The sequence below is a fragment of the Allokutzneria sp. A3M-2-11 16 genome (assembly GCF_024213555.1).
GTDB lineage: Bacteria > Actinomycetota > Actinomycetes > Mycobacteriales > Pseudonocardiaceae > Allokutzneria.
Window position 1 is genome coordinate 105406 of sequence record NZ_JANAVO010000009.1, and the last position, 25815, is coordinate 131220.

Annotated in this window: 10 protein-coding genes, 2 tRNA genes and 1 pseudogene; 9 read left to right on the forward strand and 4 right to left on the reverse strand. The window is 70.5% G+C overall.

Features of this window, described 5'->3' with window-relative positions:
* The first annotated feature begins 93 nt into the window (after positions 1-93).
* Positions 94-1089, forward strand: a complete 996-nt coding sequence (locus tag NLX83_RS31560; RefSeq protein ID WP_256564754.1) for an HNH endonuclease signature motif containing protein — start codon at positions 94-96, stop codon at positions 1087-1089.
* A 236-nt stretch (positions 1090-1325) separates the two neighbouring features.
* Here the strand turns inward: NLX83_RS31560 and NLX83_RS31565 are convergent, their stop codons facing one another.
* A complete protein-coding gene (locus tag NLX83_RS31565; protein WP_254238876.1) occupies positions 1326-1577 on the reverse strand; it encodes a hypothetical protein in 252 nt (83 codons plus the stop codon).
* Between the two features lie 539 nt (positions 1578-2116).
* On the opposite strand from NLX83_RS31565, the gene NLX83_RS31570 reads away from it, so the two are divergent.
* The 7 genes from NLX83_RS31570 (at position 2117) to NLX83_RS31600 (ending at position 9499) form a co-directional block, all read left to right on the forward strand.
* Positions 2117-2186 (forward strand) — tRNA-Trp (locus NLX83_RS31570).
* Between the two features lie 4 nt (positions 2187-2190).
* Positions 2191-2264: transfer RNA gene (locus tag NLX83_RS31575), tRNA-Arg, on the forward strand.
* Between the two features lie 225 nt (positions 2265-2489).
* On the forward strand, positions 2490-2987 hold the full coding sequence (locus tag NLX83_RS31580; RefSeq protein ID WP_254238877.1) for a hypothetical protein: 498 nt from the start codon (positions 2490-2492) through the stop codon (positions 2985-2987).
* Entirely contained in the window at positions 2987-4354 is a 1368-nt protein-coding gene (locus NLX83_RS31585; RefSeq protein WP_254238878.1) for a hypothetical protein, read from the forward strand. The genes NLX83_RS31580 and NLX83_RS31585 overlap by 1 nt, the downstream gene beginning before the upstream one ends.
* Positions 4351-5652 carry a VWA domain-containing protein gene (locus NLX83_RS31590; protein ID WP_254238879.1) on the forward strand — a complete coding sequence of 434 codons (1302 nt, stop codon included), beginning with the start codon at positions 4351-4353 and terminating at the stop codon, positions 5650-5652. Before NLX83_RS31585 ends, NLX83_RS31590 begins: the two co-directional genes overlap by 4 nt.
* A gap of 11 nt (positions 5653-5663) precedes the next feature.
* The gene (locus tag NLX83_RS31595) at positions 5664-6791 is read left to right on the forward strand and encodes an ATP-binding protein (RefSeq protein ID WP_254238880.1); all 1128 of its coding nucleotides are present in this window, start codon (positions 5664-5666) and stop codon (positions 6789-6791) included.
* Entirely contained in the window at positions 6788-9499 is a 2712-nt protein-coding gene (locus NLX83_RS31600; protein ID WP_254238881.1) for a DUF5682 family protein, read from the forward strand. The genes NLX83_RS31595 and NLX83_RS31600 overlap by 4 nt, the downstream gene beginning before the upstream one ends.
* Here the strand turns inward: NLX83_RS31600 and NLX83_RS31605 are convergent.
* Entirely contained in the window at positions 9496-10143 is a 648-nt protein-coding gene (locus NLX83_RS31605; RefSeq protein WP_254238882.1) for a hypothetical protein, read from the reverse strand. The two genes, NLX83_RS31600 and NLX83_RS31605, sit on opposite strands and share 4 nt — an antisense overlap.
* 97 nt (positions 10144-10240) lie before the next feature.
* Here NLX83_RS31605 and NLX83_RS31610 point away from each other — a divergent pair, with 97 nt between their 5' ends.
* On the forward strand, positions 10241-11455 hold the full coding sequence (locus NLX83_RS31610) for an MFS transporter (protein WP_254238883.1): 1215 nt from the start codon (positions 10241-10243) through the stop codon (positions 11453-11455).
* Between the two features lies 1 nt (position 11456).
* On the opposite strand, the pseudogene NLX83_RS31615 reads toward NLX83_RS31610, so the two are convergent.
* Positions 11457-14087, reverse strand: a pseudogene (locus NLX83_RS31615) (type I polyketide synthase); the annotation flags it as partial.
* Between the two features lie 15 nt (positions 14088-14102).
* Positions 14103-25598 carry a type I polyketide synthase gene (locus tag NLX83_RS31620; protein ID WP_254238885.1) on the reverse strand — a complete coding sequence of 3832 codons (11496 nt, stop codon included), beginning with the start codon at positions 25596-25598 and terminating at the stop codon, positions 14103-14105.
* Positions 25599-25815 lie beyond the last annotated feature (217 nt).

Here is a 25815-nt window from a genome sequence, read left to right on the forward strand (position 1 = left end):
CTTGGGAAATATCTTGATGGGGTCGAGGATGCCGCTCTCGCCTCCGCGTGCCGGAAGTACATGGATCAGGTCCCGGAATGGGATTACCAGTACATGGGTTCAGAGGTCGGTCCCCGGTTGGCGATGTCGCGTCGGAAAGCCGATCGGATGCTGTCGCGCGGCTTCGAGTTGACTGAGCGTCCGGCTGTCTTGCAGGCGATGGCCGAAGGCCGGATCGACGAAGGGAAGGCCCTACTGATCCTGGACCAGATCAGCGTCCTCTCCGAGATCCACAAGGCGATCGTCGAGGAGGATCTGCTGGCGTACGCGCAGACCCGCACCTACACCTCGGTGCGGCGGCACGCCCAGACGATGATCCACAAGCTGGACCCCGACGCCGCCCTGCGTCGCCACAAGAAGGCCACCAAGGAACGCGTGGTGGAGAAACGTGACCTTGACGATGGCATGTCCTCGCTCCGGTTCGTGGTGCCCGCGTTGGAGGGTGTGTTGATCTATGACCGGATCGACAGGATCGCCCGCGCTCTGCCCAAGGATGACCGGACCCTGGACCAGAAGCGCGCCGACGTCGCGATGGATGTGTTGCTGGGCAAGGACACCGGCGCTCCCCAAGGCGAAGTACGGGTCTACCTCACGATGCCCGTCACGAGTGTCATCGGCATGAACGATGACCCGGCGATGCTGCATGGGTACGGGCCGCTCCCGGCGGAGGTCGCGCGGGATGTCGTCGCTGGTGGGATCTGGAAGCGCATCCTGACTGACCCGGTGACGGGGATGGCGGAGGAGGTCAGTGATGTGTACCGGCCGACCGCGAAGCAGCGGGAACTCATCGCGGCCCGGTTCCCCAGGTGCACGGCCATCGGGTGTCAGCAGCCCGCGCACCGTTGCGACTTGGACCATTGCTGCCGCTACGACGGGACCAACACGACGGTGAAGAACCTCCGGCCGAAGTGTCGTCATCACCACCGCATGAAGCACGAGTCGACCTGGCGCTGCGAGAACCTGCCGGACGGACGGCACATGTGGACCACGCCCAGCGGGGACGTCTACGAAACCGAACTGGAACCCATCGCCGAACCCGCACCGTTCTGACCAGGCTGTGTCGTGCGCGTGGTCAGTAGCGATCGTGACACCCACGGAACATCAGCAGCGCAGCCCAAAGCGCCCGTTTCGTACTCTTGTCGGGATTTTGGAGCGCTCTTTTTCCCGTTATGAGTACGAAACGGGGTTCTCTAGACCACGCGCGCCGGGGATGGGGTGGACGGGCGGGTGGAGTGCATGGGCTGAGTTTACTTGGTGTGCGGAGTGTTCGGAGGACTAGATCGTGCCTAGCAGGGATTGTGCGTGGTTTTGAAGAACTGGCCACTGAGGTAGTGGGCGTTGTACGTGCGACTGCCCGGCCCCGAACCGGTGAAGATCATGTGGAATGCCATCTGGCGGGACTGGTCGTTGATGACCCCGGTGCCGCCGCAGTAGGACTCGATCGTCAGCTGTGCGGCGGGAACGGGTGCTGCCCCTGCGGCGCCGGGCGCGACCAGCGCACCGAGTACCGCGACCCCGGCGACGATGACGTGCTTCATGTTCTCCCCCTTGGAACTCCGAAGGGCTCGAACGTAGGACGGCGCGGGCGATGTCGTGTGGCGTGCCGACGCGGCCGCGCGGGATGGGCTTCGCTTGTGCCACAAGGTGTTGTTCCACCGTTCTGCCCGCCCGGGCGGCGCTCACCGCCGTCATCCGCCCTTCCAGACCGGCCTTCGCGGCGACGTGGTTGGCCCGGTTGTCATCACCGAGCGAGGAAGCTTCCCCGCAGGTGAGTGGCCACGACCGCGTCCCAGTCCGACAACGGCATGTCCAGAACCGTGTTGTCCCCGAATAGGGAGATAAATGATTGACGCGCCCGGAACCGTGGGCCAAGATGAAATCAACGAACCGAACCGAGGAGCGGACATGACTGGCATGCGGGAGCGAGGGCAGCGCGACTGGCGACCGTCCGCGCTCTGGCCTCTGACCTGCGCCTACTCCCCACCATGACCTGACCTGGTCATGACACGGGAGCCGCCCATCGGGAAACCGATCCGGGCGGCTTTCTCTATTGAGCACGCCCGGAATTCCTTTTCCTGCCGATGAGCTTTCGGAAGCGGAGCGGCCTCCAAAGCCGTTTCCCGGGGGTTCGAATCCCTCCATCGGTGCTCTACCCCCGTAGCTCAGCTGGACAGAGCGCCGCGCTACGAACGCGGAGGTCCCAGGTTCGAGTCCTGGCGGGGGTGCTGGGCCGGAGCGCGCCTCGGGCGCTCCAGGCCCTCCCGGGTGCGAGGGGCATGGCGACCCCACCTGATTTGGGATCAGGAGTCACCGCGTTCGACTCGCGGGCATCCGACTGCACACCCGTCCCACCAGCGCCGACGTGATCTTGAACGGCGTTGTCAGGGGTCGCCCGTACTGTCACCGGCGTTCCACCGACAAGGCGTGGAAGCCGGTGCACGGGAGATGGTGTGTTGTCAGAACATCGGGAGAGGTCGAGCACGGCGCGGGTCATCCCGCCCGCACGACCGCGCAAGCTCGCGAAGGTCCCGTTCGTCGAGCTGGCCGACGGGCGCCTGCAAGGCGTGGTGTCCAGCGGCTCGGACGTCGAACGCGTCTACGTCTCGTCGGTCGCGGCGGGCAACTACGAGTTCGCGTGCAGTACCAACAACAATCGCCCCTGCGGCGGAGCGTACGGCGCGTTCTGCAAGCACATCCGGTCGCTGATCAGCGAAGCGGTGGTGCAGTACGGCGCCGAGCGCGTCGGGCGTTACCTGAAAGTCGACGGCGAGGACGCGCAGAGCATCACCGCCGCGATGGACCTGACGAGCCCTGCGCAGGGCGGAAACACGGCGGCGGCACCGGTCTTCAGCCGGTTCCTGCACCACCTCGCCTACCTCGAACTCGCCCCGACAACGGCGCCGCTGCCGGAAATGCAGTGGTTCCCGCCGACCAGGGCGGTGGTGTGATGCGCGCCGACCTGCTCGTTGAAACCGTTGCGGGACTTGACGAAGCCCTCGGTGTGGTCGATGCGTTCGACCGGGCGCTCGTCGCCGGGCTCCTCCGTCCCCAAGCCGACGGCCTGTTCGAACTCGCGGACGCCGTCGCGGGCACACCGCTGGCCGCGCGGGTCGCCGAGGCCGCTGAGAAAGCCGCCGCCGGAGCCGCGGGTGAGGAGCACTTCGTCGCGCTGGCCGCCGCCCGCACCGCGCTGCTCGGCTCCGTGCACGACGCGCTGGTGCTCCGCGTCGAGGAAGCGACCGGGAGGGCTCGCGGCGAGGAGCCGCCCCAGGTCGTCGGTGACCGGTCGGCGGTGAATCTGCTTGCCGCGGCACGATCCTGGCTCGCCGACCTGGCGCGGTCGGGGTGGCGGGGCATCGACCACGACGTGGTCTCCGGAGCGGACCAGGTGATCTCCGCGATGCTGAAGGAGCCCGGATTACGCCGTCTGGCAACGCTTCTCGACGGTTTCGTGGCCGAACTCGCGGCGTCCTGCCCCGGCGCGTCCCTGGACCGCGTGCCGGAGCGCCGCTGGGCGGACCTGTGGTCGCGCGCGATGCTGCTGACGCAGCCGGGTGCCGCAGACGTGTCGCCGACCGCGACGGCCACGGGGCGCCTGCTGCCGCTCGGCGTCGACGTGCACGAACACCCCACCGCCGCGCAGGCCCAGGTCCACGCGGTGTTCGAGCCCGAGGACGGGAGCACGCCCCGGCTGGTGCGGGCGAGCGTCTCGGTACCCAAGCCGGACACGATCCTCGGGGCGGGCATCTGGCAGCTGCTCCGCCCGCACATGTCGCTGCTGGCGGCGATCAGCGAGGGGCGCTCGATGACGCTGACCCAGATGCCGATCACCGCGGAGGGCGACCTCATCTGGAACGACGAGCAGGCGCGCCAGGGCGAGCCCGCGGACGCCTTCACCACCGCCAGGGTCGCACTGCCCACGGCGACGACTCCGGTCACGGCCGCACTCGACCGGCACCCGGCGCGCATCGCCGTGCCCGTCTTCCTCGAAGGCTATTCGTCCACAAAGGACACATTCACGCTGGCCGGTCAGAACCTGGCCGTGGACACCGATCGCGTGCCGGTCGCCGGACCGCTCACCCCGGAGGCGGTGGCGGCGTCGAGCGCCTGCATCGGCCTGCTCCGCTGGGACGCCGGGGTGTTCAGCGTCCAGCCGCTCGCCGTCGAGACCACCGTGCGGAAGAAGGCGGTCGCCGTCCACGCCGGCGCGTGGGCCGGGGGCACGACCGACAAAGCCGGTGCCAAGGCGGAGAAAGCCGCCACCGACGCCGCGGCCCTGCTGCGCGAGCGGGCCGGAAGGTTGCTGCGGAGATGACCCATCACGACAACCGCCGCCAGGTCCTGTACTGGCGGCTGCTGGCCCGGCTCTTCGACCACGAGGAACAGGCGGCGCTGGAGTCGTCGAGCCTCGCCGTCGTCGAGGACATCGGGCTGCCGTCCACCCTGCTGGACCCGCAGGTGTCGGTGGACTCGGTGGTGCAGCGGCACCCCGAACTGGCCGCCGAGCTCGACGACCTGATGACCCCGGACCCCGACGAGAACCGGGACCGCGCAACGGAAGTACGCCGCGCCGCGCTGGTGTCGAAGGTGCTGCTGAACGTCTTCACCGCCGGTTCCGGCTCGGTCACGGCGGGGCAGCTGGCGCGCTGGCAGGCCGACGCGGGCTGGCTGGAGCGCGCGCTCGGCCACGAGCCGGGGGACCTGCGCGCCGGTCGCGGCTCCTCCCCCGGGCTGGACCTCGGTTCCCTGGAGGCCGACCTCGTCAAGCGCATGCGGCTGCGCGAGGTGCTGGCCGACCCCTCGCTCGCCGCGCAGCTCACCCCGAGCATGTCGCTGATCGAACAACTGTTGCGGGACAAGGACAATCTCTCCGGTGTGGCGCTGACCAACGCCAAGAACCTGATCCGCCGCTTCGTCGACGAGGTCGCCGAGGTGCTGCGCACGCAGGTGGCGAAGGCGAGCGTGGGCGAACTGGACCGCTCCGTCCCGCCCAAGCGCGTGTTCCGCAACCTCGACCTCGACCGCACGATCTGGAAGAACCTCACCAACTGGAGCCCGGAGGAGGAGCGGCTCTACGTCGACCGCCTCTACTACCGGCACACCTCCCGCAAGACCACGCCGCAGCGGCTGATCGTGGTCGTCGACCAGTCGGGTTCGATGGTCGACTCGATGGTGAACTGCACCATCCTGGCATCGATCTTCGCCGGGCTGCCCAGGGTGGACGTGCACCTGATCGCCTACGACACCCGGGCGCTGGACCTCACGCCGTGGGTGCGCGATCCGTTCGAGACCCTGTTGCGCACCAACCTCGGCGGCGGCAACGACGGCCCGGTCGCCATGGCCATGGCACGCCCGAAGATCACCGAGCCGCGGAACACCGTGATGGTGTGGATCTCGGACTTCTACGAGTTCGACCGCTCGCAGCCGCTGTTCGAGGGCATCGAGGCGGTGCACCGCTCCGGGGTCAAGTTCATCCCGGTCGGCTCGGTGACCAGCTCCGGCCGCCAGGAGGTCAACCCCTGGTTCCGGGAGCGGTTCAAGGCCCTGGGCACCCCGGTGATCTCCGGCCAGATCGACAAGCTCGTCCACGAACTCAAGACGTTGCTCACCTGAGAAAGGCCGACATGTCCGACCTGTTGCGCGCCCCCGCCGAGCTCAAGTACGCCGAGGAGCTGGACTGGCTGGAGTCCATCGACGACAACCCCAAGCCGTTCGCCTGGCGGCTGTCCCCGAAGATGGTGCGGCTGTTCGTCCTGGGCTCGGAGCGCTCCGACGGCCTCGACCGGGAGATCCCGCAGAAGTGGTTCGGCGACCGGAGTTTCGTCGAGCGCTCCATCGTCACGCTGGCCTCCGACCGCGGCCTGCTGCTCATCGGTGACCCGGGGACCGGCAAGAGCTGGCTGGCCGAGCTGCTGGCCGCGGCGATCTCCCGCAACTCCACGCTGGTCGTGCAGGGCACCGCGGGCACCACCGAGGACCACATCAAGTACTCGTGGAACGTGTCCATGGTGATCGCCAAGGGCCAGTCGCGGGAGTCGATGATCCCGTCGCCGATCATGACCGCGATGGAGACCGGGACGATCGGCCGGTTCGAGGAGCTGACCCGCTCCACCTCCGACGTGCAGGACGCGCTGATCTCCATCCTGTCCGAGAAGTACATCTCCGTGCCGGAGCTGGACAGTGACAACCCGGACAGGGACAACATCGTCTTCGCCAAGCCCGGCTTCTCCGTGATCGCCACGGCGAACAGCCGCGACCGCGGGGTCAACGACCTGTCCTCCGCGCTGAAGCGGCGCTTCAACTTCGTCCGCGTCCCGGTGGTGACGAACAAGAAGGCCGAGGCGGAGATCGTCCGCTTCCGCACCGAGGAACTGCTGCGCCGCCACCAGATCGAGCTGGACGTGCCGCCGACGCTGCTGGACGTGCTGTTGCGCAGCTTCGGCGATCTGCGCGCCTCGGCGGCCGCTGCGGGCAGCGACGACGAGAAGCTGGAGTCCGCGCTGTCCACCGCCGAACAGATCGGTGTGCTGGAGGACGCGATCCTGCACGGGGACTTCTTCGGTGATCGCACGCTGACCGCCCGCGCGCTCGCGTCCTCGCTCGTCGGCTCGCTGGCCCGGCGCGAACCGGAGGACCTGGCGATCCTCAACAAGTACCTGCACGGCGTGGTCGAGCCGCGCAGCAAGGAGGAGGGCGGGGCCTGGCCGGAGTTCCTGGACGGCGGGCGCGACGCGATCGCCACCCTGTCATGAGTTTCGACGCGCTGCGCGCCCAGCTGCGGGAGGCCGCGGCGGCGCTCGCCGACGGGCCCGACGCGCTGGAGGGCATCCTCCTGGGCATCGTGGACGACGTCGACCACGCCGAGCGGGAGCCGCTGGAGATCTTCCCGGTCTGCCACCACTCCCCCGCCTCGGCCGTGGCGATGGCGCGGCGGCTGCGGCAGAAGCAGCCGAAGGTCGTCTACCTGGAGCTGTGCGAGGACATGGCTCCGCTGTTGACCGAACTGCGCAACTGCCGTCTTCCCGTTGCGGTGCAGGCGTTCGCGACCGAGGTCGACGGGTTCCCGGCCGAGTGGGCGCCGCTGTCGGTGGTCGCGCCGATCACCGAGGCGTCGGCCGAGTACCAGGCGATCGCGTACGCGCTGGACACTCCCGGCGTCGAACTGGTCCTCGTCGACCGGTCCTCCGACCACGTGTTCCAGTGGGACGGACCCAAGCAGAACCCTGTTGACGCAGAAGAAGAATCGGCACTGCACGGCGACGCGGTCGGGGTGGAGATCGGCGACCTGCGGCCGCGGTTCGCCGAGCTGGAGGAGCACCTGCTGCACCACGGCCGCGTGCGGCACTGGTCGGAGTGGTGGCACCAGTACGTCGAGCTGCCGCTCGGCGACAGCGACCACGACACCTACCGGCAGGTGATGCTGTTGATCGGCAGCCTGTTCCGGCGGCTCGCCCCGGGAGACCCGCGGCGCGTGCGGATGGATGAGGACCGCGAGCGCTACATGTGGACCCGGATGCGTGAACACCTTGCCGCGCAAGGGATTGACGCCACCGACGCGCTCTACGTCTGTGGCGCGTTCCACGCGGTCAGCCGGGTCGCGGAGTTCGGCGTTCGCGGCAGCGACACCTTCGAGATCAGCCCGCGGAGCGCGAGCACGTGGCAGTACGGCCTGATCCCGTCCAGCCACGCGGCGATCGAGGCGCAGTTCGGGCTCGCCTCCGGCTCGGTGTCGATCGCCGCGACGGAGTGGGCGAAGAACGTCAAGCGCACGCGCGTCCAACCGTTCCGGCTCGCCGGGCAGGCAGGGGCGAAGAAACCCCCGAAGCTGCCCGCGCCCGCACCGGCGACCGAGCCGGGCGACAAGCTCTCCGGCTTCCTGCGACGGCCCCCGGTCCTCGACCGGCTGGACGAGGCCGAGTTGCTGGGCTGGTCGGTGGAGATCGTGCGGGCCGCGCGGCGCAACGGCTACCTCGCCTCCACCGCCGACGCGATCGCGGTCTACGAGACCTCGATCCTGCTGGCCGGGATGCGTGACCGGGCGAAGCCGACGCCGTACGACTTCCAGGACGCGGCGATCACCTGCATCGAGAAGGACGGCGTCCCCGGCCGCCGCGACGTCGGCCGCATCGTGGAGATCATGATGGGCGGCGACCGGATCGGCCGGGTCGGCTACGACGCGCTGCCGCCGCTGGCCCGCGACGTGCACGACCGGCTCGCGCCGCTGAACCTCAAGCTCGACCAGCGCGGGGTGCGGCGGGCACTGCTGGACATCACCGCCGAGCCGGAGCTGAAGGCGTGCTCCGACGTGCTGTGGGTGCTGCGGTACCTGATGCCGCACGGCGCGGCGCGGCCGATCATGGGCGAACGGCGGCTCGGTGAACGGCCGATCCAGGAGTCGTGGGACCTGGCGCTCGGCACTCACCAACGGGCGCTGATCGAGCTCGGCTACGAGGGCGTCAGCATCGAACAGGTGCTGGAGCAACGACTCCGCCGCACCGCGTACGACCCGCAGGCGACCGCCGCGACCGTTCTGAAGGCGGTCGAGGACGCGACGCTGTACCTGCGCGGTCAACGCCTCGCCGACGAGCTGGGCACGCGGGCCCTGGAAGTGCTCTCCACCGAACGCAGCGTCGACGGCGCCCCGGAGGTGCTGCGGCGGGCGCGGCGGTTGCTCGCGTACTACCGGACGAACGAACCCGTTCTGCCCCAATGGATCGAGTCCTTCGTCAAGGCCGGTTACGCGCACTACTGCACGCTGCTGCCGACCGCGTTCGCCGACGAGGACGCGACCGTGCACCAGGTGGCGGCGATGCTCGGCTTCCTGTTCAGCATGGAGAATTTGGCGCTGTCACTGGGATGCGATCGCACGCAGCTGGAGTTGGCGTTCGCGCAGTCGCACCCTCGGGAGCCGCAGAAGGTGGCGCTTTTGTGGGGCGCGCAGGTGCACCTCGGCACGCTTTCCCGTGCGGAGCTGCGGGCGCGGTGTGCCGAGCTGCTCGGCAATCCGTTGGTGTTGCCCGCGTATCCGCGCTACCTCAGCGGCTTCGTGCACGCGCTGGAGGCGGTTCCGGGACTGGCCGACTTCGTCGTGGAGGCGGTGTCCACCGCGTTCCGGACGCTGCCCGACCCGGTGCTGCTGCCCTGGCTGCCGACGCTGATCAGCACGCTGCGCTCCGGTGGTGACGAGCTGGCCCCGCTGCTCATCCGGGAGGCCGGGCGGATCTTTCCCGGACGGCTCGCGGCGCTGGACGAGTGGGTGCCGCCGTGGCTGGCGCAGCCCGCCCCCCTGGTGAACCGGTCCGCGCGCCGGTCCGCGCAGCGCGCCACGCTGCTCGCCGCCCACCCCGCGACCTGCGACGCGGTGGCGAGCCTGCTCGGGCTGGCCGGAACACCGACGGGCGCCGAGCTGGTCGGCCGTCATCCGGAGACGGCCGTCGCAGTGGAGGCGTTGCTGGGCTAACGGCTGATCTGGTCGTGGGCGTCGGCCAGCTCGTCCGCCCACGGGCTGTCGCAGTCGCGCTCGAACGCCGCCAACAACCGGTCCCGAGTGGACTCGCGGCACAACCACGCGGCGAGCGCTTCGTTCTGCCGACGAGCGCGGAAGGCGAAGTCGTTGACCAGCGAGGCGAGCTGCCGATCCGCCGCGACCCCGCCCGTGGCGTCCCAGGCGGTGAGGAACCGCTCGATGCCTTCGCCGGTGTGCGCGACAGCGTCCAGAAAGTCCGCCGCGCCGCCGAAAACGCCTGTCCGCGAAGGGAAATCGCTCAGCAGCGCGAGCCACACCGCGTCGAGGTACTGATCGACGGCCTGCTGCTCGGCCGGGGGCCAGGTGCGCCATTCCTCGTGCGCGAGCTTGCCCAGCACGATGCCCGGATCGAGGTCGTCCGCCTCGACCAAGGACCGGAACAGCACCGGCAGCAGGCTCTTCACGTCGTCCCGGTCACCGACGGTGTTGCCGAGCCGGATCGACAGCGAGAAGAGGTCGTGCTCGTCGACCGGCGTCTCGCCCGCGCAATGCGGGCACCCGTCGAGCACCGCGCGCCGCGGGTACGACGCGAAGGCGTGGCCGACGCGCTCCAGGGCTGCCGCGAGATCCTTCCGCACCTGCCCAGTTTCACACATCCGCGCCAGTGGATCGCCGGTGTGCGCGTGCGCCGTTCGCCGCGTTGTCACGAACACGGTGCGCGGCAACACTATGGGGGTGATCAGCCGCTACCGGGAACTCGCCGGGATACCGCATCTTCGGGCGCTGCTGGGCTGGTCGGTCCTTGGCCGCCTGCACATGACGGGTGTCTCGATCGCGATCACGTTCCTCACGGTGGAGTGGACCGGCTCCTACTTCAGCGCGGGGCTCGTGGTCGGCGCGGTCACTCTCGGGCAGGGCATCGCGGGACCGTTGCGCGGCCGGGCCGCCGACCGCGGATCGGCGTCAAGACTGCTTGTGCTGAGCGGGATTCCGCACACCGCGGGACTGCTCGCGCTCGCGGCCTTGCCCGGGACCTGGTGGCCGATCGCGCCGGTCATCGCGGTGGTGACGGGCCTGTTCATGCCACCGGTCGGCCAGATCGCGCGGGCGGTGTGCACCAGGGCGGTGGATCGCGACAAGCGCGACGCGGTGTTCTCGGTCGAGGCCATCTTCCAGGAGTTCTCCTACCTGGTCGGGCCCTCGCTGATGGCGATCACCGCCGCGGTGGGCGGTGGGCGGGTCGCCTTGGTGCTCGGTGCGGCGATCTCGGCGGTCGGCGTGTCCGGGTTCGCCTGGGCCGTGCACCGGTCCGGCCACGGCCTGCCCGCCCAGGAGTCCGCGCAGGCCAGCCACCGCGCGAAGACCTCGATCCTGCGCAGCCCGGGAGTGGTGCCGCTGCTCGGAAACGCCACGGTCATGCTCGGCGCGTTCACGGTCACCGACGTCGCGATCATCAGCTGGGCCGGTGAACGCGGCACTCCCGCGCTGGCCGGGGTGATGGTGACGGTGCTGGGGATCGGCTCGTTGGTCGGTGGCCTGACGGCGGGCGCGCTCAAGGGGGAGCCGAGCCTGGCCCGCCGCGCCGGGCTGTTCACCGCGGGCATGATCGGCATCGCGCTCGTCATGCCGCCGTTGCTGGACCCGTCGCCGTGGTTGCTCGGCGGGTTGCTGGCGATCACCGGGCTGGCCGTGGCGCCGGCCATCGCGACCGGGAACGCCTGGCTCGGTGACCTGGTGCCGGAGGGCAGGCTGGCCGAGGCGTTCGGCTGGCAGGCCACGGCGGCCACCGCGGCGGGAGCACTCGCGTCGCCGCTGTCCGGATACCTGCTCGACCTGTCCGGTCCGGCCGTCGCGGTCGGGGCCGGCAGTGCCCTTTCCGCGCTGGGCGTGCTCCTGGCGATCCGGGTCGGCCGTGCCAGGGAAGTTCGACCGTCCGCTGTCGTGAGTTGAACTAGACGGCAGGATCACGCAGCCAGAAACGCGCGCGCTGGAAGGGATACGTCGGCAGATCGACCCGACGCGCGCCGGTCCCGTCGAAGAACGCGGGCCAGTCGATGGCGACACCGTTGTTGTGCAGCAACGCAATCGCGAGAGTCGCCGAGTGCACCTCGGCGCAGTCCTCACGCAGGACCGGGACGAACGTGGCGTTCACGGTCACGCTGTCCGCGGCGGCCCGGGACAGCACATCGCCGTGTCCGATGTGGACGAACTTCGTGACACCTTCCGCTTCCAGAGCCTGAACGCCGTCGGCGAACAGGACCGTGTCCCGAAGCTGTCGCACCCAGTACGCCGGCGACATGAGCTGCGCCGCCGTCGCCATCTCACCGGTGACGGCCGAGACGATCTGCGTTGTCGGCTCGGCATAGGAAACGCTGCGAGCGACCGCGCCGAACTCCGCCAGCATCCCGTCGACCATCACCGAGTGGAAGGCGTGGGTGACCCGGAGCGGCTCCGTTTTCCGTCCCAGAGCGGCGAAGTGCTCGGCGACGCGTCGCGTGGCGGCGTCATCGCCGGCGATCACCACCGCGTCGGGGCCGTTGATCGCGGCGATGCCGACGCCATCGGCGAGCTGCGCGACGACCTCGGACTCGGTGGCCTGGACGGTGATCATCACGCCGTTGCGGGGCAACGCCCGCGCCAGGTTCTCGCGGGCGAGGACGAGCTTCGCCGCGTCTTCCAACGACCAGACACCCGCCACGTGCGCGGCGGCCAGTTCTCCCTTCGAGTGGCCGAGCAGGAAGTCCGGCCGCACACCCCAGGACTCCAGCAGCCGGTACAGCGCGACCTCGACCGCGAACCCGGTGTCCTCCGGCAGGTGCGCGCGGACCTCGGTGAAGGCCGAGGCGAAGACCGGGAACGTCGCACAGAGTTCGCGCCCCACGGTCGAACTCGTCTGCCCGCTGATCAGGAACGCAAGCGCGCCTTGGGTTATCTCGTCGCGCACGACATCCGCACCGGTTTCGCCCGCCGCGAGGAGCTGGAGCCCGGCGCGCACCTGATCGCGGTTCGAGGCGACGACCACGGCGCGATGCCTCAGCGAAGCACGCGTTGTCGCTAGCGAGAACGCGAGGTCGGCCGGGTCGCTCTCCGTCAGCGACGCCAGCTTCGTCGCCTGTGCGCGCAGCGCGTCCTCGGTCTGACCGGACAACACGTACGGCAGCACCCGGTCCGCGCCGCCGGCCGCAAGGGCTCGGCGATCCCCGGGCTCGGCCCCTTCAAGGATCACGTGGGCGTTGGTTCCGCTGACCGCGAAGGCCGAAACGGCAGCGCGGCGCGGCTTTCCCGTATCCGGCCAGGCGATCGGCTCGGTCAGCACCGAGACCGCACCGGAGGACCAGTCGACCAGCTCGGAAGGAGCCGTGGCGTGCAGCGTCTTCGGCAGCACGCCGTACCGCATGGCCTGCACAGTCTTGATCACGCCCGCCACGCCCGCCGCCGCCTGGGTGTGACTGATGTTGGACTTCACCGAACCAAGCCACAGCGGTGCCGAACGGTCCTGCCCGTAGGTCGCCAGCAACGCCTGCGCCTCAATGGAATCGCCGAGCACCGTGCCGGTACCGTGCGCTTCGACCACGTCGATGTCTGATGTGGACAGTCCAGCGCTGGTCAATGCCTGCCGGATCAACCGCTGTTGCGACGGCCCGTTCGGTGCGAAAAGGGAACTGCTCGCGCCATCGTGGTTCACCGCGCTGCCGCGGATCACCGCGAGCACCTCGTGCCCGTTACGCCGTGCGTCGGACAGTCGCTCCAGCAGCACCATGCCGGCACCTTCGCCCCAGCCCATGCCATCGGCGGAGGCGGAGAACGCCTTGCACCGGCCGTCCGTGGCCAGCCCGCGCTGCCGGGAGGACTCGACGAACGGGCCCGGCGTGGCCATCACCGTGACCCCGCCCGCCAACGCGAGCGGGCACTCACCGGAGCGCAGCGCGCGCATGGCGAGGTGGATCGCGACAAGCGAGGAGGCGCACGCCGCGTCGATGGAAGCCACGGGTCCCTTCAGGCCGAAGGTGTACGCGACGCGGCCGGAGGCGACGCTTCCGGTGCTCGCGGCGCCGAGCATGCCCTCGAACCCCTCCGGTGCCCGCGAGAGCCTTGAGGCGTAGTCGTTGTAGAAGATCCCGGTGAACACGCCGATCTCGCTGCCCTTCAACGACATCGGGTCGAGGCCGGCGCGCTCGAAGACCTCCCAGGTGACCTCCAGCAGCAACCGTTGCTGCGGGTCGATCGCCTGCGCCTCGTGCGGGGGGATGCCGAAGGGCGCCGGGTCGAAGTCCGCGGCGTCGTGCAGGAACCCGCCGTGCCGCACGTAGGAAGTGCCCCGGTGGTCGGGATCCGGGTGGTACAGCGACTCCACGTCCCAGTCCCGGTCGGCCGGGAACTCCGAGATCGCGTCGGTGCCGTCGGCGACCAGGCGCCACAGGTCCTCCGGGGACCGGACGCCGCCGGGGTAGCGGCAACCCATGCCGACGATCGCGATCGGCTCGAAGTCCCGCTGCCGCGCGTCGTCCAGGCGGCGCCGGGTCTCGCGCAGCTCCGCGGTCAGCCGCTTCAGATAGTCGAGGTACTGCTCTTCGGTCGCCACGTGCGCCCCAATTCCTCACTGCCCGAGCTCATCGTCGATGAGGGCGAAGATGTCTTCCGCGGTCGCCGCGGTCAGGTCCTGGTCGGACTCGTCGGTGCCGGTCGGCGCTGTCCGTTCGTTCCACAGGGAGAACAGCCTGCGCATCCCGGCGTCGATGCCTTCGCGCTCGGCCGGACCGACCGCCGAGAGCACCTTGGTGAGCCGGGAGATCGCGTCAGCGACCGACACCCCGGCTGGGGTAGCGGCCGGGGTCAGCTCGGCGCCCAGGTACGCGGCCAGCTCGGCGGGTGTCGGGTGGTCGAAGGTCAGCGACGACGGCAGGCGAAGGCCGGTGGCGGCGCGGAGAGCGTTGCGCAGCTCGACGCTCGTCAGCGAGTCCAGGCCCATCTCCGAGAAACCCTTGCCGGCGTCCACCGCCGCCGCGGAGGGGTGCCCGAGCACGATCGCCGTCTGGGCGCGGACAAGCTCGACGAGGTGGCGTTCCCGGGCGCTCCCGGCCATCCCTGCCAGGCGTTGCCGCAACGCCGAACCCTGGTCCTCGTCGGTGTTGCTGCGCGCCATGCGCCGGTTCGGCGTGCGGACCAGCCCACGCAGCAGCGGCGGTACCGGGCCGTTCGAACGCATTCCGGCCAGGTCCATCTTGATCGGAACGGCGATCGTGGCATCGGAGGCGCGCGCGGCGTCGAACAGCTCCATCCCCTCGTTCTCGGTCAACGCGCCGAAGCCACTCCGGCTCATCCTGTCCTTGTGGGACTGGTCGAGCCCTGCCGTCATGCCTTCCGCCCAGCGGCCCCATGCCTGCGACTGCGCCACGAGTCCGCGCGCGCGGCGGTGTTCGGCCAACGCGTTCAGGAAGGCGTTGGCCGCCGCGTAGCTCCCCTGGCCCGCGTTGCCGAACAGGCCCGCCGCGGAGGAGAACAGCACGAACATCCCCAGGTCGAGGTCCTTGGTCAGCTCGTGCAGGTGCCAGGCGGCGTCGACCTTGGGCCGCAGGACCTTCGCCAGCCGTTCCGGGGTGAGCGAACCGATCAGGCCGTCGTCGAGAACGCCCGCGGCATGCACGACACCGGTGATCGCGTGCCCGGCAAGGGCTTTGGCGAGGTCCTCGCGATCGGCCACATCGCATGCCGTGATCGTCACGCTCGCGCCCAGCTCGGCGAGCTCGGCCGCTTCCGCTGCCGCGGGCCCACGACGGCTGAGCAGCAACAGGTTGCGCACGCCGTGCGCGGATACCAGGTGCTTCGCGAGCCGGACGCCCAGCCAGCCGGTGCCGCCCGTGATCACCACGGTGCCGTCCGGGTTCAGCGGCGCGGTGTCCTCATGGCGCGGTGTCGGCTCCGCGGCGAGGCGTGGTGCGAAGGGCTCACCGTCGCGAATGATCACCTCTGGCTCACCGGAACCGAGCACAGCACCGAGCACAGCGCCGAGCACATCGAGGTCGCCATCGGCGTTGTGGCTGTGTACAAGCACGAATCGGCCAGGAGCCTCCGACTGTGCCGATCGCACCAGGCCCCGCACCGCCGCACCGACGAGGTCCTCGCCGGTTGTGAGCACGACCAGCTTCGAGTTCTCCCGCATCAGCCAATCCTGAAGAACGGCAAGCACTCTGGCCGTCTCCCGATGCGTCGCGGCCACCACCTCGCCGTCGCTCACCGCGTCGACCGGCAGCACCACCACCGGAGGCGCTTCGGCTGAGACGTCGTCGTGGTGCACCCACGGCACGGGCGTGCCCGCGGGGATCGGCGACCAACTCAGCCGGAACAGCGACTCCGTTCGCCGCACGGCCAGCTGCTCGGCCGAAACCGCCCGCATGGCAAGCGAATCCACCGAGATCACCACAGCGCCGTCGTCGTCGACCGCGACGAGGCTCATGGCGCCGGTGCCGACCGGCGTCAGCCGCGCCCGCAGTTTTCGCGCGCCGGTGGCGTACAGCGCCACCCCGTTCCACTCGAACGGGATCGCGCCCTGCCGCTCGGCGCCCAGGAACATGCCGTGCAAAGCCGCGTCCAGCAAGGCCGGGTGGATCCCGAAGCCCTCCCCCTCCGGCAACACCAGCTCGGTGAAGATCTCCTCGTCACGGCGCCAAGCCGCCACGAGACCTCGGAAAGCCGGGCCGTAGTCGAATCCGGAGTCCGCCAGGTCTTCATACAACCCTTCCACCGCAACGGGTGCGGCGCCCGTCGGCGGCCACTGCGCCAGGTCGGCGACCGGGGCCGGACGAGCCGGGGCGAGCACACCGGCGCCGTGCTGGGTCCACGGCTCCGAGCCGCCTCGCGAGTGGATCGACACCGAACGGCGCCCGTCCTCCCCCGGGCCACCGACCGTGAGCTGCACGGCCACCGAGCCCTTCTCGGGCAGCACCATCGGCGTGTGCAGCACGAGTTCCTCGACGACACCGCATCCGACCTCGTCACCGGCCCGGATCGCCAACTCCGCGAGTCCGGCGCCGGGCATCAGGACCGCGCCCATGATCACGTGGTCGGCCAGCCAGGAGTGCGTGGCCAGCGAAATCCGCCCGGTGAACAGGAAACCGTCGCTGTCCGCCAGGGGCACGCCCGCGCGCAGCAACGGGTGTTCGAGGACTCCCGGACCGAAGTCGGCGCCCGCACGGGCGGTCAACCAGTAGTGGCTGCGCTCGAAGGCGTAGGTGGGCAGGTCGGTTCTGCGCGCCCCGGCGAGCATCGGGGTCCAGTCGACGGAACCGTCGTGGACGTGCAGCTCCGCCAAGGCGTTCGCGAAGGTCTGCGCGTCTTCGCGGTCCTTGCGCAGGGTGGCGGTGAGCAGGGCCGGTTCGGCGACGCAGTCCGCGACGGCCGCCGTGAGCGCACCGTCCGGCCCCGCTTCGACGAACTTGGTGACACCGGCGGCTTCCAGGGTGCCGACCGCCCGCGCGAAGCGTACCGGCTCGCGTACCTGCCGCACCCAATGGTCCGCGGAGGACAGTTCGGCGAAGGTGGCGGCCGTCCCGGTCAGGGTGGACACGATCGGGATGGTCGGAGCCGATGCGGCGACCCCGCCGACGAACTCCCCGAACTCCGCGAGCATGTCGTCCATGAGCACCGAGTGGAAGGCGTGCGAGACGCTGAGCCGCTTGGTTCCGCGGCCCCTCTCCCGGAAGTGCTCGGCGATCCGCACGGCCGCGGCCTCGTCCCCCGAGACCACCACCGAGGCCGGGCCGTTGACCGCGCCGATGCCCACGCGCGCGGTGAGGTGCGGCAGGACCTCGTCCTCGCTCGCCTGGACCACGATCATCGCGCCGCCGGTGGGCAGCTCCTGCATCAACCGGGCCCGGGCCGACACCACGCGGGCCGCGTCCGGCAGCGACCACAGCCCCGCGACGTGCGCGGCGGCCAGCTCGCCGATGGAGTGCCCGGCCACGAAATCCGGTCGTACACCGAAGGATTCGAGGAGCCGGTACAGCGCGACCTCGACGGCGAAGAGCGCGGGCTGGGCGTTGCCGGTCTGGTTCAGCGCGTCGGCGTCGACGCCGAAGACGATCTCGCGGGTGCCCGGCAGGTGCGCGCAGACCTCGTCGAAGGCGCTCGCGAACACCGGATGCGCCTCGTATAGCCCGCGTCCCATGGCCAGGCGCTGCGATCCCTGGCCGGTGAACAGCACGGCGAGCCGACCATCGCCCGCCTGCCCGCGCACAACTCCCGGGGCGGCGTCACCGGCCGCGAGCGCGCGAACCCCAGCGAGCGGATCGGCGCCCAGGACGACCGCGCGGTGGTCGAACAACGCGCGCCCGGTGGCCAGCGAGTACCCGACGTCGGCGAGGCGCACCGCCGCATCACCGTCCACAAAGGACAGAAGCTTCCGCGCCTGTTCCCGCAACGCGTTCGCGGTCCTGCCCGAGAGCACCCAGGGCACCGCGTCGACCTCGCTCTCCGGCACCGCGTCCTGGGCCGGAGCCTGCTCGATGATCACGTGGGCGTTGGTGCCGGAGATGCCGAAGGAGGAGACACCGGCGCGGCGCGGGCGGCCCGTCTCCGGCCAGCCCACGGCCTCGGTCAACAGCGAGACCGCGCCGGTGGACCAGTCGACCTGCGGGGACGGCTCGGTGATGTGCAGGCTCTTCGGCAGCACGCCGTGCCGCATGGCCTGCACCATCTTGATCACGCCCGCCACCCCGGACGCGGCCTGGGTGTGGCCGATGTTGGACTTCACCGAGCCCAGCCACAACGGCGTCGAACGATCCTGTCCGTAGGTCGCCAGCAACGCCTGCGCCTCGATCGGGTCGCCCAGCCTCGTCCCGGTGCCGTGCGCCTCGACGGCGTCGACCTCCCGCGGGATGAGCCGCGCGCTCGCCAGCGCCTGCTTGATCACTCGTTGCTGCGACGGGCCGTTCGGGGCGGTCAGGCCGCTCGACGCGCCGTCCTGGTTCACCGCGCTGCCACGAAGGACGGCGAGGACCGGGTGACCGTTGCGCTCGGCGTCGGAAAGGCGTTCCAGCACCAGCATTCCGGCCCCCTCCCCCCACGCCGTGCCGTCCGCCGTCGCGGAGAACGCCTTGCAGTGGCCGTCCGGGGCCAGCCCGCGCTGCCTGCTGAACACGACGAACGAGTGCGGGTTGGACATGACCGTGACGCCACCCGCCAGCGCGAGCGAACACTCACCCGTCAGCAGCGACCGCGCGGCGAGGTGCAGTGCCACCAACGACGACGAGCAGGCGGTGTCGACGGAGATCGCGGGCCCTTCCAAGCCGAACGTGTAGGACACCCGGCCGGAGAGAACGCTGCTGGAGGTGCCCGTGGCGAGGAAGCCCTCGACGTCCGTGGGGGCACCGGCCGGACCCGAGGAGTAGTCGCTGTAGGAGACCCCGGCGAACACACCGGTCGAGCTGCCGCGCAACGAGGCCGGGTCGATCCCGGCCCGCTCCATCGCCTCCCAGCAGACCTCCAGCAGCACCCGCTGCTGCGGGTCCATGGCCAGCGCTTCCCGTGGCGAGATGCCGAAGAAGCCGGCGTCGAACTCCCCGGCGTCGTGCAGGAAACCGCCCGCGCTGACGTAGGAGGTGCCCGGCCGGTCCGGATCGGGGTGGAACAACGACTCCAGGTCCCAGCCGCGATCGGCCGGGAACCCCGAGATCGCGTGCTCGCCCGCGGTGACCAGGCGCCACAGGTCCTCCGGCGAGCCGACCCCGCCGGGGTACCGGCAGCTCATCGCCACGATCGCGATCGGCTCGTCCGCGGGCCGCGGGTCACCGGCGGGCTCCGGCGGCCGCGGATCGGCCGAGCCGTCGAGCAGTTCCGCACGGAGGTAACCGACCAGCGCGATCGGTGTGGGGTAGTCGAACAGCAGCGTCGACGGCAGGCGCAGCCCTGTCGCGGTGCTCAGGCGGTTGCGCAGCTCGACCGCCGTCAACGAGTCGAACCCGATGTCCAGGAAGCCCCGGTCGGCCGTCACGTTCGCCGGCGTGAGGTGCCCGAGCACGACGGAGACGTGCGTCCGCACCAGGTCCAGCAGCGACCGGTCCTGCTCGGGCCCGGCCAGCGCGGAAAGTTCTCGGCTGAGCGAGAGGCCCTGGACCTCGGCGTCCCGGGCGGTAGGACGAGCGGTGGGCCGGGCGGGGCGGGCCAGTCCGTGCAGCAACGGGGAAAGCGCGCGCAGCCGCGGGATGTCCAGCTTGACCGGGACGGCCACGGCCTCGCCCACGGCGTGTGCCAGATCGAAAAGCTCGGTCCCCTCCTCGGCGGTGAGCACGGCGACCCCGGACTCGCTCGTCCTGGCCAGATCGGCTTCGGTCAGCGCGCTGCCCATGCCTTCGGCCCACAGCCCCCAGGCCAGCGACTGACCGACGAGACCGCGCGCGCGGCGATGCTGCGCGAGTGCGTCCAGAAAGCCGTTCGCCGCGGCGTAGTTGGCCTGGCCGGGGCTCCCGAGCAACCCGGCCGCCGAGGAGAACAGCACGAACAGTGACAGGTCGAAGCCTTCGGTCAGCTCGTGCAGGTGCCACGCGGCGTCGATCTTCGGCCGGAGCACCCGATCGACCCGTTCCGGGGTCAATGCGGTGATCACCCCGTCGTCGAGCACACCGGCGGCGTGGACCACCCCCGTCAGCGGATGCTCGGCGGGAATCGCCCGCAGCACAGCGGAAAGCTCCGCCCGATCGGCGGCGTCACAGGCGAGGACGGTGGCACTGGCGCCGAGTTCGGCGAGTTCCGCGACAAGCTCGGCCGTGCCCGGTGCTCCGGGCCCGCGCCGACTGGTCAGCAGCAGGTTCCGCACACCGCGCCCAGCGACCAGGTGCTTCGCGACGATGCTCCCCAGTCCTCCGGTGCCACCGGTGACCAACACGGTCCCCGCCGGGTCCAGCGGCTTGTCGATGGTGAGCACGACCTTGCCGATGTGCTTGGCCTGGCTGACAAAACGGAAGGCCTCGGGGGCGCTGCGCACCTCCCACGTGGTGATGGGCAACGGTCGCAGGACGCCTTGTTCGAACAGCTCGACCAGCTCGGCCCACATGCCCGCGACGCGGTCCTGAGCGGCTTCCACCAGGTCGAAAGCCCGGTACTCGATGCCGGCAGGCAGCTCATCCCGCGAGCGGATGTCGGTCTTGCCCATCTCCAGGAACCGGCCGCCACGGGGCAGCAGCCGCAGCGACGCGTCGACGAACTCGCCGGCGAGGGCGTTCAGCACGACATCGACGCCGCGACCGTCCGAAGTGGACATGAAGGTCCGCTCGAAGTCGACGGTGCGGGAGGAGGCGATGTGCGCGTCGTCCAGCCCGGCCGCGCGCAGCACGTCCTGTTTCCCTTGGCTGGCCGTACCGAAGACCTCCGTTCCGAGGTACTGGGCGATCTGGACGGCCGCCATGCCGACGCCCCCGGCCGCGGCGTGGATCAGCACCGACTCACCCGCGGTCAGCTCACCGAGATCCCTGAGCGCGTAGTAGGCGGTGAGGAACACCATCGGCACCGACGCGGCCTCTTCGAAGGACCACTCGGCGGGCACCCTGGTGAGCAGCGGCCGATCGATGACCGCGACCGACCCGATGCCGCCGGGCGCCAAGCCCATGACCCGGTCCCCGACCGCCAGGTCGGCGACCTCGGAGCCGACCTCGATCACCACCCCGGCGGCCTCGTTGCCGAGCGCACCGGCATCCCCGGGATACATGCCCAGCACGTTGAGCACATCGCGGAAGTTCAGCCCCGCCGCGCGCACGGAGACCCTGACCTGTTTGGGGGACAACGGTTCCATCGCGTCAGGGGCAGGTTCCAGACGCAGGTGGTCGAGGGTCCCCTTGCCCGACATCCCCAGCCGCCAAGCACCGGCCGACGGCAGTGACATCCCACCGGCCGTGGCCGATGCCAGGCGCGGCACGAAGACCTCGCCGTCGCGGAGCGCGAGCTGCGGCTCCCCGGAAGCGACCGCGGAGGCGACCAGCTCACCGGGACCACTGCCGTCCACGAGCACGAACCGGCCCGGGTGCTCCGCCTGTGCGACGCGCAGCAGGCCCCACACCGCTGCACCGGCGAGGTCGGAAATGTCCACATCGGACTCCAGGGCGACCGCGCCCGTCGTGCGCACGACCAGCTTCGTGTCTGTGGAACGCTCGTCGGCAAGGAAGTCTTGGACGGTCCGCATGACCTCCTTGACGGTCGTGTGCGCGGCGTCGACCGGATCGCGTGCGCCGTCCGTGCCCGCCTCGATCAGCACGATGTCGGACGCGGTGGCGGCCGAGACCGGCAACGGCGTCCACTCGATGCGGAACAGTGGGTTCCGGCCGGTTCTCGTCTGGAGCCGCTCGGCGGAAGTCTCTCGCAGTACCAATGACCTCACCGACATCACCGGCGCTCCGGCACCGTCGGCGATCTCCAGCGACACCGCGCCGGTGCCGCTGGGCCGCACGCGAACCCGCAGTGACGTCGCGCCGGAGGCGTGCAGGGAGACGCCGTTCCACGCGAACGGCAGCAACGCCCCGGTCAAGCTCGTCGGGTGCAGTGCGGAGTCGAGGAGCACGGGGTGCAGGCCGAAACCGGACACGCTCCCGCGCAACTGCTCCGGGAGTGCGACCTCGGCGAAGACGTCATCTCCATGGCGCCAAGCGGAACGCAGCCCGCGGAAGAGCCCGCCGTAGACGAGCCCGTCCCCGGTAAGGCTGTCGTACAAGCTCTCCAGGGACAGCTCTTGAGCACCCGTGGGCGGCCACTCGGTCGGCGTGAACGAAGGCGCGACCGCGTTCGGTGCCAGTGCTCCGGTGGCGTGCTGGGCCCAGTCCTGAACGCCCTGTTCGCGGGAGTGCAGGTGCAGCGAACGCCTGCCGGACTCGTCGGCCGGGCCGACCCGGAGCTGGAGCTGGACCGCGCCCGTCTCCGGCAGCGTCAGCGGAGCATGCAGGGTCAGCTCCTCCAGCTGCGCGCAGCCCGCTTCGTCGGCGGCGCGCACGGCCAGCTCGACCAGCACCGCGCCCGGCACCACGATTCGGTCCAGCACAACGTGATCAGCCAGCCACGCGTGCGTCGCCAGGGAGATCTGCCCGGTGAGCAGGAAGCCCTGAGCGCCGGCGAGCGGCACCGTCGCGCCGAGCAGCGCGTGCCCGGCCGCACCGAGCCCCGCAGCGGGGAGACTGCCCGCCGCGGCCGAGCCGGTGAGCCAGAAATGCTGGTGCTGAAAGGCATACGTGGGCAGATCGACCAGGAACGCGTCGTCACCGAAGAACGCTGTCCAGTCCACTGTGGACCCGCGTTCCTGAGCCCGCAGCACCGCCGCGACCAGCTCCGGCTCCTCCGCGCGCCCCTTGCGCGTTGCCGGGCGGAACACCACGTCGGCCTCGGCTGGGAGGCAGTCCCGGCCCATCGCGGACAGCACACCGTCCGGCCCCAGTTCGAGGAACGTGGTGACGTTCTGCGCGGCCAGGCCACGAATGCCGTCGCAGAAGCGCACGGTCGCGCTGACGTGCCGCAGCCAGTACTCCGGCGAGCAGATCTGCTCCGCCGTGGCGAGTTCACCGGTCATGCAGGACATGATCGGAATGCGCGGCGGGGAGAACTTCACGAGGTTGGCGACGGTGTCGAACTCGGCCAGCATGTCCGCCATCAGCGGCGAGTGGAACGCATGACTGACGTTGAGCCGGGTGGCCTTGCCGCCCTTCTCCTGCCGGCGCGACGCGATCGCGAGCACCACGTCCTCCGCGCCCGAGATCACCACCGAGGAAGGCCCGTTGATCGCGGCGATGCTCGCCCGGTCCTCGTGCCCGAGCAGCAGGGTTCGCGCCTCCTCCTCGGTGGCCGACAGGGACACCATCGCCCCACCCGCGGGCAGCTCCTGCATCAACCGGCCGCGGGCGGCGACCAGCATCGCCGCATCCTCCAGCGAGAACACCCCGGCCACGTGGGCCGCGGCGATCTCGCCGACGGAGTGACCGCAGACGAAGTCCGGCCGCACGTCCCAGGACTCCAGGAGGCGGAACAGCCCGACCTCCATGGCGAACAGCGCGGGCTGCGCGTACGCGGTCTGATCGAGCAGCGAGTCCCCTTGTGCGAAAAGCACTTCCAGCAACGGCCGGTCGAGCTGGAGATCAAGATACCCGCACGCCTCGTGGACGGCGCCGGCGAAGACGGGGAACCGCCGATACAGCTCGAGTCCCATCGACGGACGCTGAGCGCCCTGGCCGGTGAACAGGAACGCGCTCCGGCCACCCCCGGCGACCGTGATCTCGGTATCGCCCGCCGCCACCGCGTCCAGTCCGGCGAGCAGTTCCTCCCGGTTCCGCCCGACCACGCCGGCCCGGTGGCGCAGTGCCGCGCGCGAGGTCGCCAGCGAGAACCCGACGTCGATCGGCCGCAACGCGGGATCGGCGGTCACGAAGGACCGCAACCGCGCGGCCTGTTCCCGCACCGCCTCCTCGGTCCTTCCCGACACCAGCCACGGAGTGACCGCGGTCGCGGCCGACGGTCGCTCCGGCTCCGAACCGGCGACGTGTTCCAGGATCACGTGGGCGTTCGTGCCGGAGATGCCGAAGGAGGAGACCGCGGCCCGGCGCGGGCGATCGGTCTCGGGCCAAGGCCGCGCTTCGGTCAGCAGGGCGACCTCCCCGGCGGACCAGTCCACGTACGTGCTCGGCCGGTCCACGTTGAGCGTCCTCGGCAGCACCCCGCCGCGCATCGCCATGATCATCTTGATCATGCCCGCCGCGCCCGCCGCGGCCTGGGTGTGCCCGATGTTGGACTTGATCGAGCCCAGCCACAGCGGCGCCGGACGGTCCCGCCCGTAGGTCGCCAGCAGCGCCTGCGCCTCGATCGGGTCGCCCAGCCTGGTGCCGGTGCCGTGCGCCTCCACCACGTCGATGTCCGAAGTGGACAGACGGGCGTTGGCGAGCGCCTGCCGGATCACCCGCTGCTGGGCCAGCCCGTTCGGGGCGGTGAGGCCGCTGGAGGCACCGTCGGAGTTGACCGCGGTGCCCCGGACGATCGCCAGCACCGGATGGCCGTTGCGGCGCGCGTCGGACAGCCGCTCGACGACGAAAATCCCGGCGCCCTCACCCCAGCCGGTGCCGTCGGCCGCGTCGGCGAAGGGCTTGCACCGGCCGTCCGGCGCCAGCCCCCGCTGCCGGGAGAAGGTGGTGAACGCGCCCGGCGAGCTGATCACCGCGACGCCGCCGGTCAGCGCGAGGTCGCATTCCCGCGAACGCAGCGACTGGGCGGCGACGTGCAGCGCCACCAGCGAACCGGAGCACGCGGTGTCCACGCTCAGCGCGGGCCCCTCCAGGCCGAACGCGTAGGCGACGCGACCCGCCACCACCGACTCCGAGGTGCCGGTCATCAGGTGTCCCTCGAAGCCTTCCGGCGACTCGGGCAGCGGCGGGCCGTAGTCCTGGTGGCTCACCCCGATGAACACGCCGCAACGACTGCCCCGCAACGAGATCGGGTCGATCCCGGCCCGTTCCACGGCCTCCCAGGCCACCTCCAGCACCAGTCGCTGCTGCGGGTCCATCGCGGTCGCCTCGCGCGGGGAGATGCCGAAGAACTCCGCGTCGAACAGCGCCGCCTCGCGCAGGAATCCGCCCGCCCGGACGTAGCTCTTGCCGGTCTTGTCCGGATCGGGGTCGTACAGGTCGTCCAGGTCCCAGCCACGATCGGCCGGGAACCCGGTGATGGCGTCGATCTCGGCGGATACCAGGCGCCAGAGCTGCTCGGGAGAGTTCGCGCCCCCGGGGAAACGACAGCCGATGCCCACGACCGCGATGTCGGCGTCCGCGCCGGCATGCGCGGGCTCGGGCTCGGCGAACTCCTCTGCCGAGCCGGTGTGCAGATGGCGGGCCAGCAGCGCCGGGGACGGGTGGTCGAACACGATCGTGACCGGCAGGGCCAGGCCGGTCGCGGCGCACAGCCTGGCGTGCAGCTCGACCGAGGCCATCGAGTCGAACCCCAGCTCACGGAACGGCCGGTCGGCGTCGATGCTCGGCGGCGCGTTCCGGGCCAGGTCGCGGAGCACGGCGGCCGTCGTGGCGAGCACGAGGTCCAGCACCCGCGTGGGTCCGTCGGCGGAAAGGTCACCGAACTCGCTCATCCCGCACTCCTCCAATCAGCACAAGTTCACCGAAAACGTGCCCGCGAGCGTACTTCAGGTAATTCCATCAACCGTCCTCGAACGCTCCACCGCCACGGAACCACGAAAGCGGGACGAAATGAATCGGCAATGGACGAGGAATGGATGGAGACGGTTGCCCGGAAGCACACAGCTCTTTAGTGTTCGCTTCTGCGAAATGTGCCGGAAAGGTAGTCCG

What these genes read in the sequence shown, in the direction of transcription:
- NLX83_RS31560 (WP_256564754.1), top strand. Translation starts at nt 94, where the DNA reads ATGGGTTCAGAGGTCGGTCCCCGGTTGGCGATGTCGCGTCGGAAAGCC.
- NLX83_RS31565 (WP_254238876.1), bottom strand. Translation starts at nt 1,577, where the DNA reads ATGAAGCACGTCATCGTCGCCGGGGTCGCGGTACTCGGTGCGCTGGTC.
- NLX83_RS31585 (WP_254238878.1), top strand. Translation starts at nt 2,987, where the DNA reads ATGCGCGCCGACCTGCTCGTTGAAACCGTTGCGGGACTTGACGAAGCC.
- NLX83_RS31590 (WP_254238879.1), top strand. Translation starts at nt 4,351, where the DNA reads ATGACCCATCACGACAACCGCCGCCAGGTCCTGTACTGGCGGCTGCTG.
- NLX83_RS31595 (WP_254238880.1), top strand. Translation starts at nt 5,664, where the DNA reads ATGTCCGACCTGTTGCGCGCCCCCGCCGAGCTCAAGTACGCCGAGGAG.
- NLX83_RS31600 (WP_254238881.1), top strand. Translation starts at nt 6,788, where the DNA reads ATGAGTTTCGACGCGCTGCGCGCCCAGCTGCGGGAGGCCGCGGCGGCG.
- NLX83_RS31620 (WP_254238885.1), bottom strand. Translation starts at nt 25,598, where the DNA reads ATGAGCGAGTTCGGTGACCTTTCCGCCGACGGACCCACGCGGGTGCTG.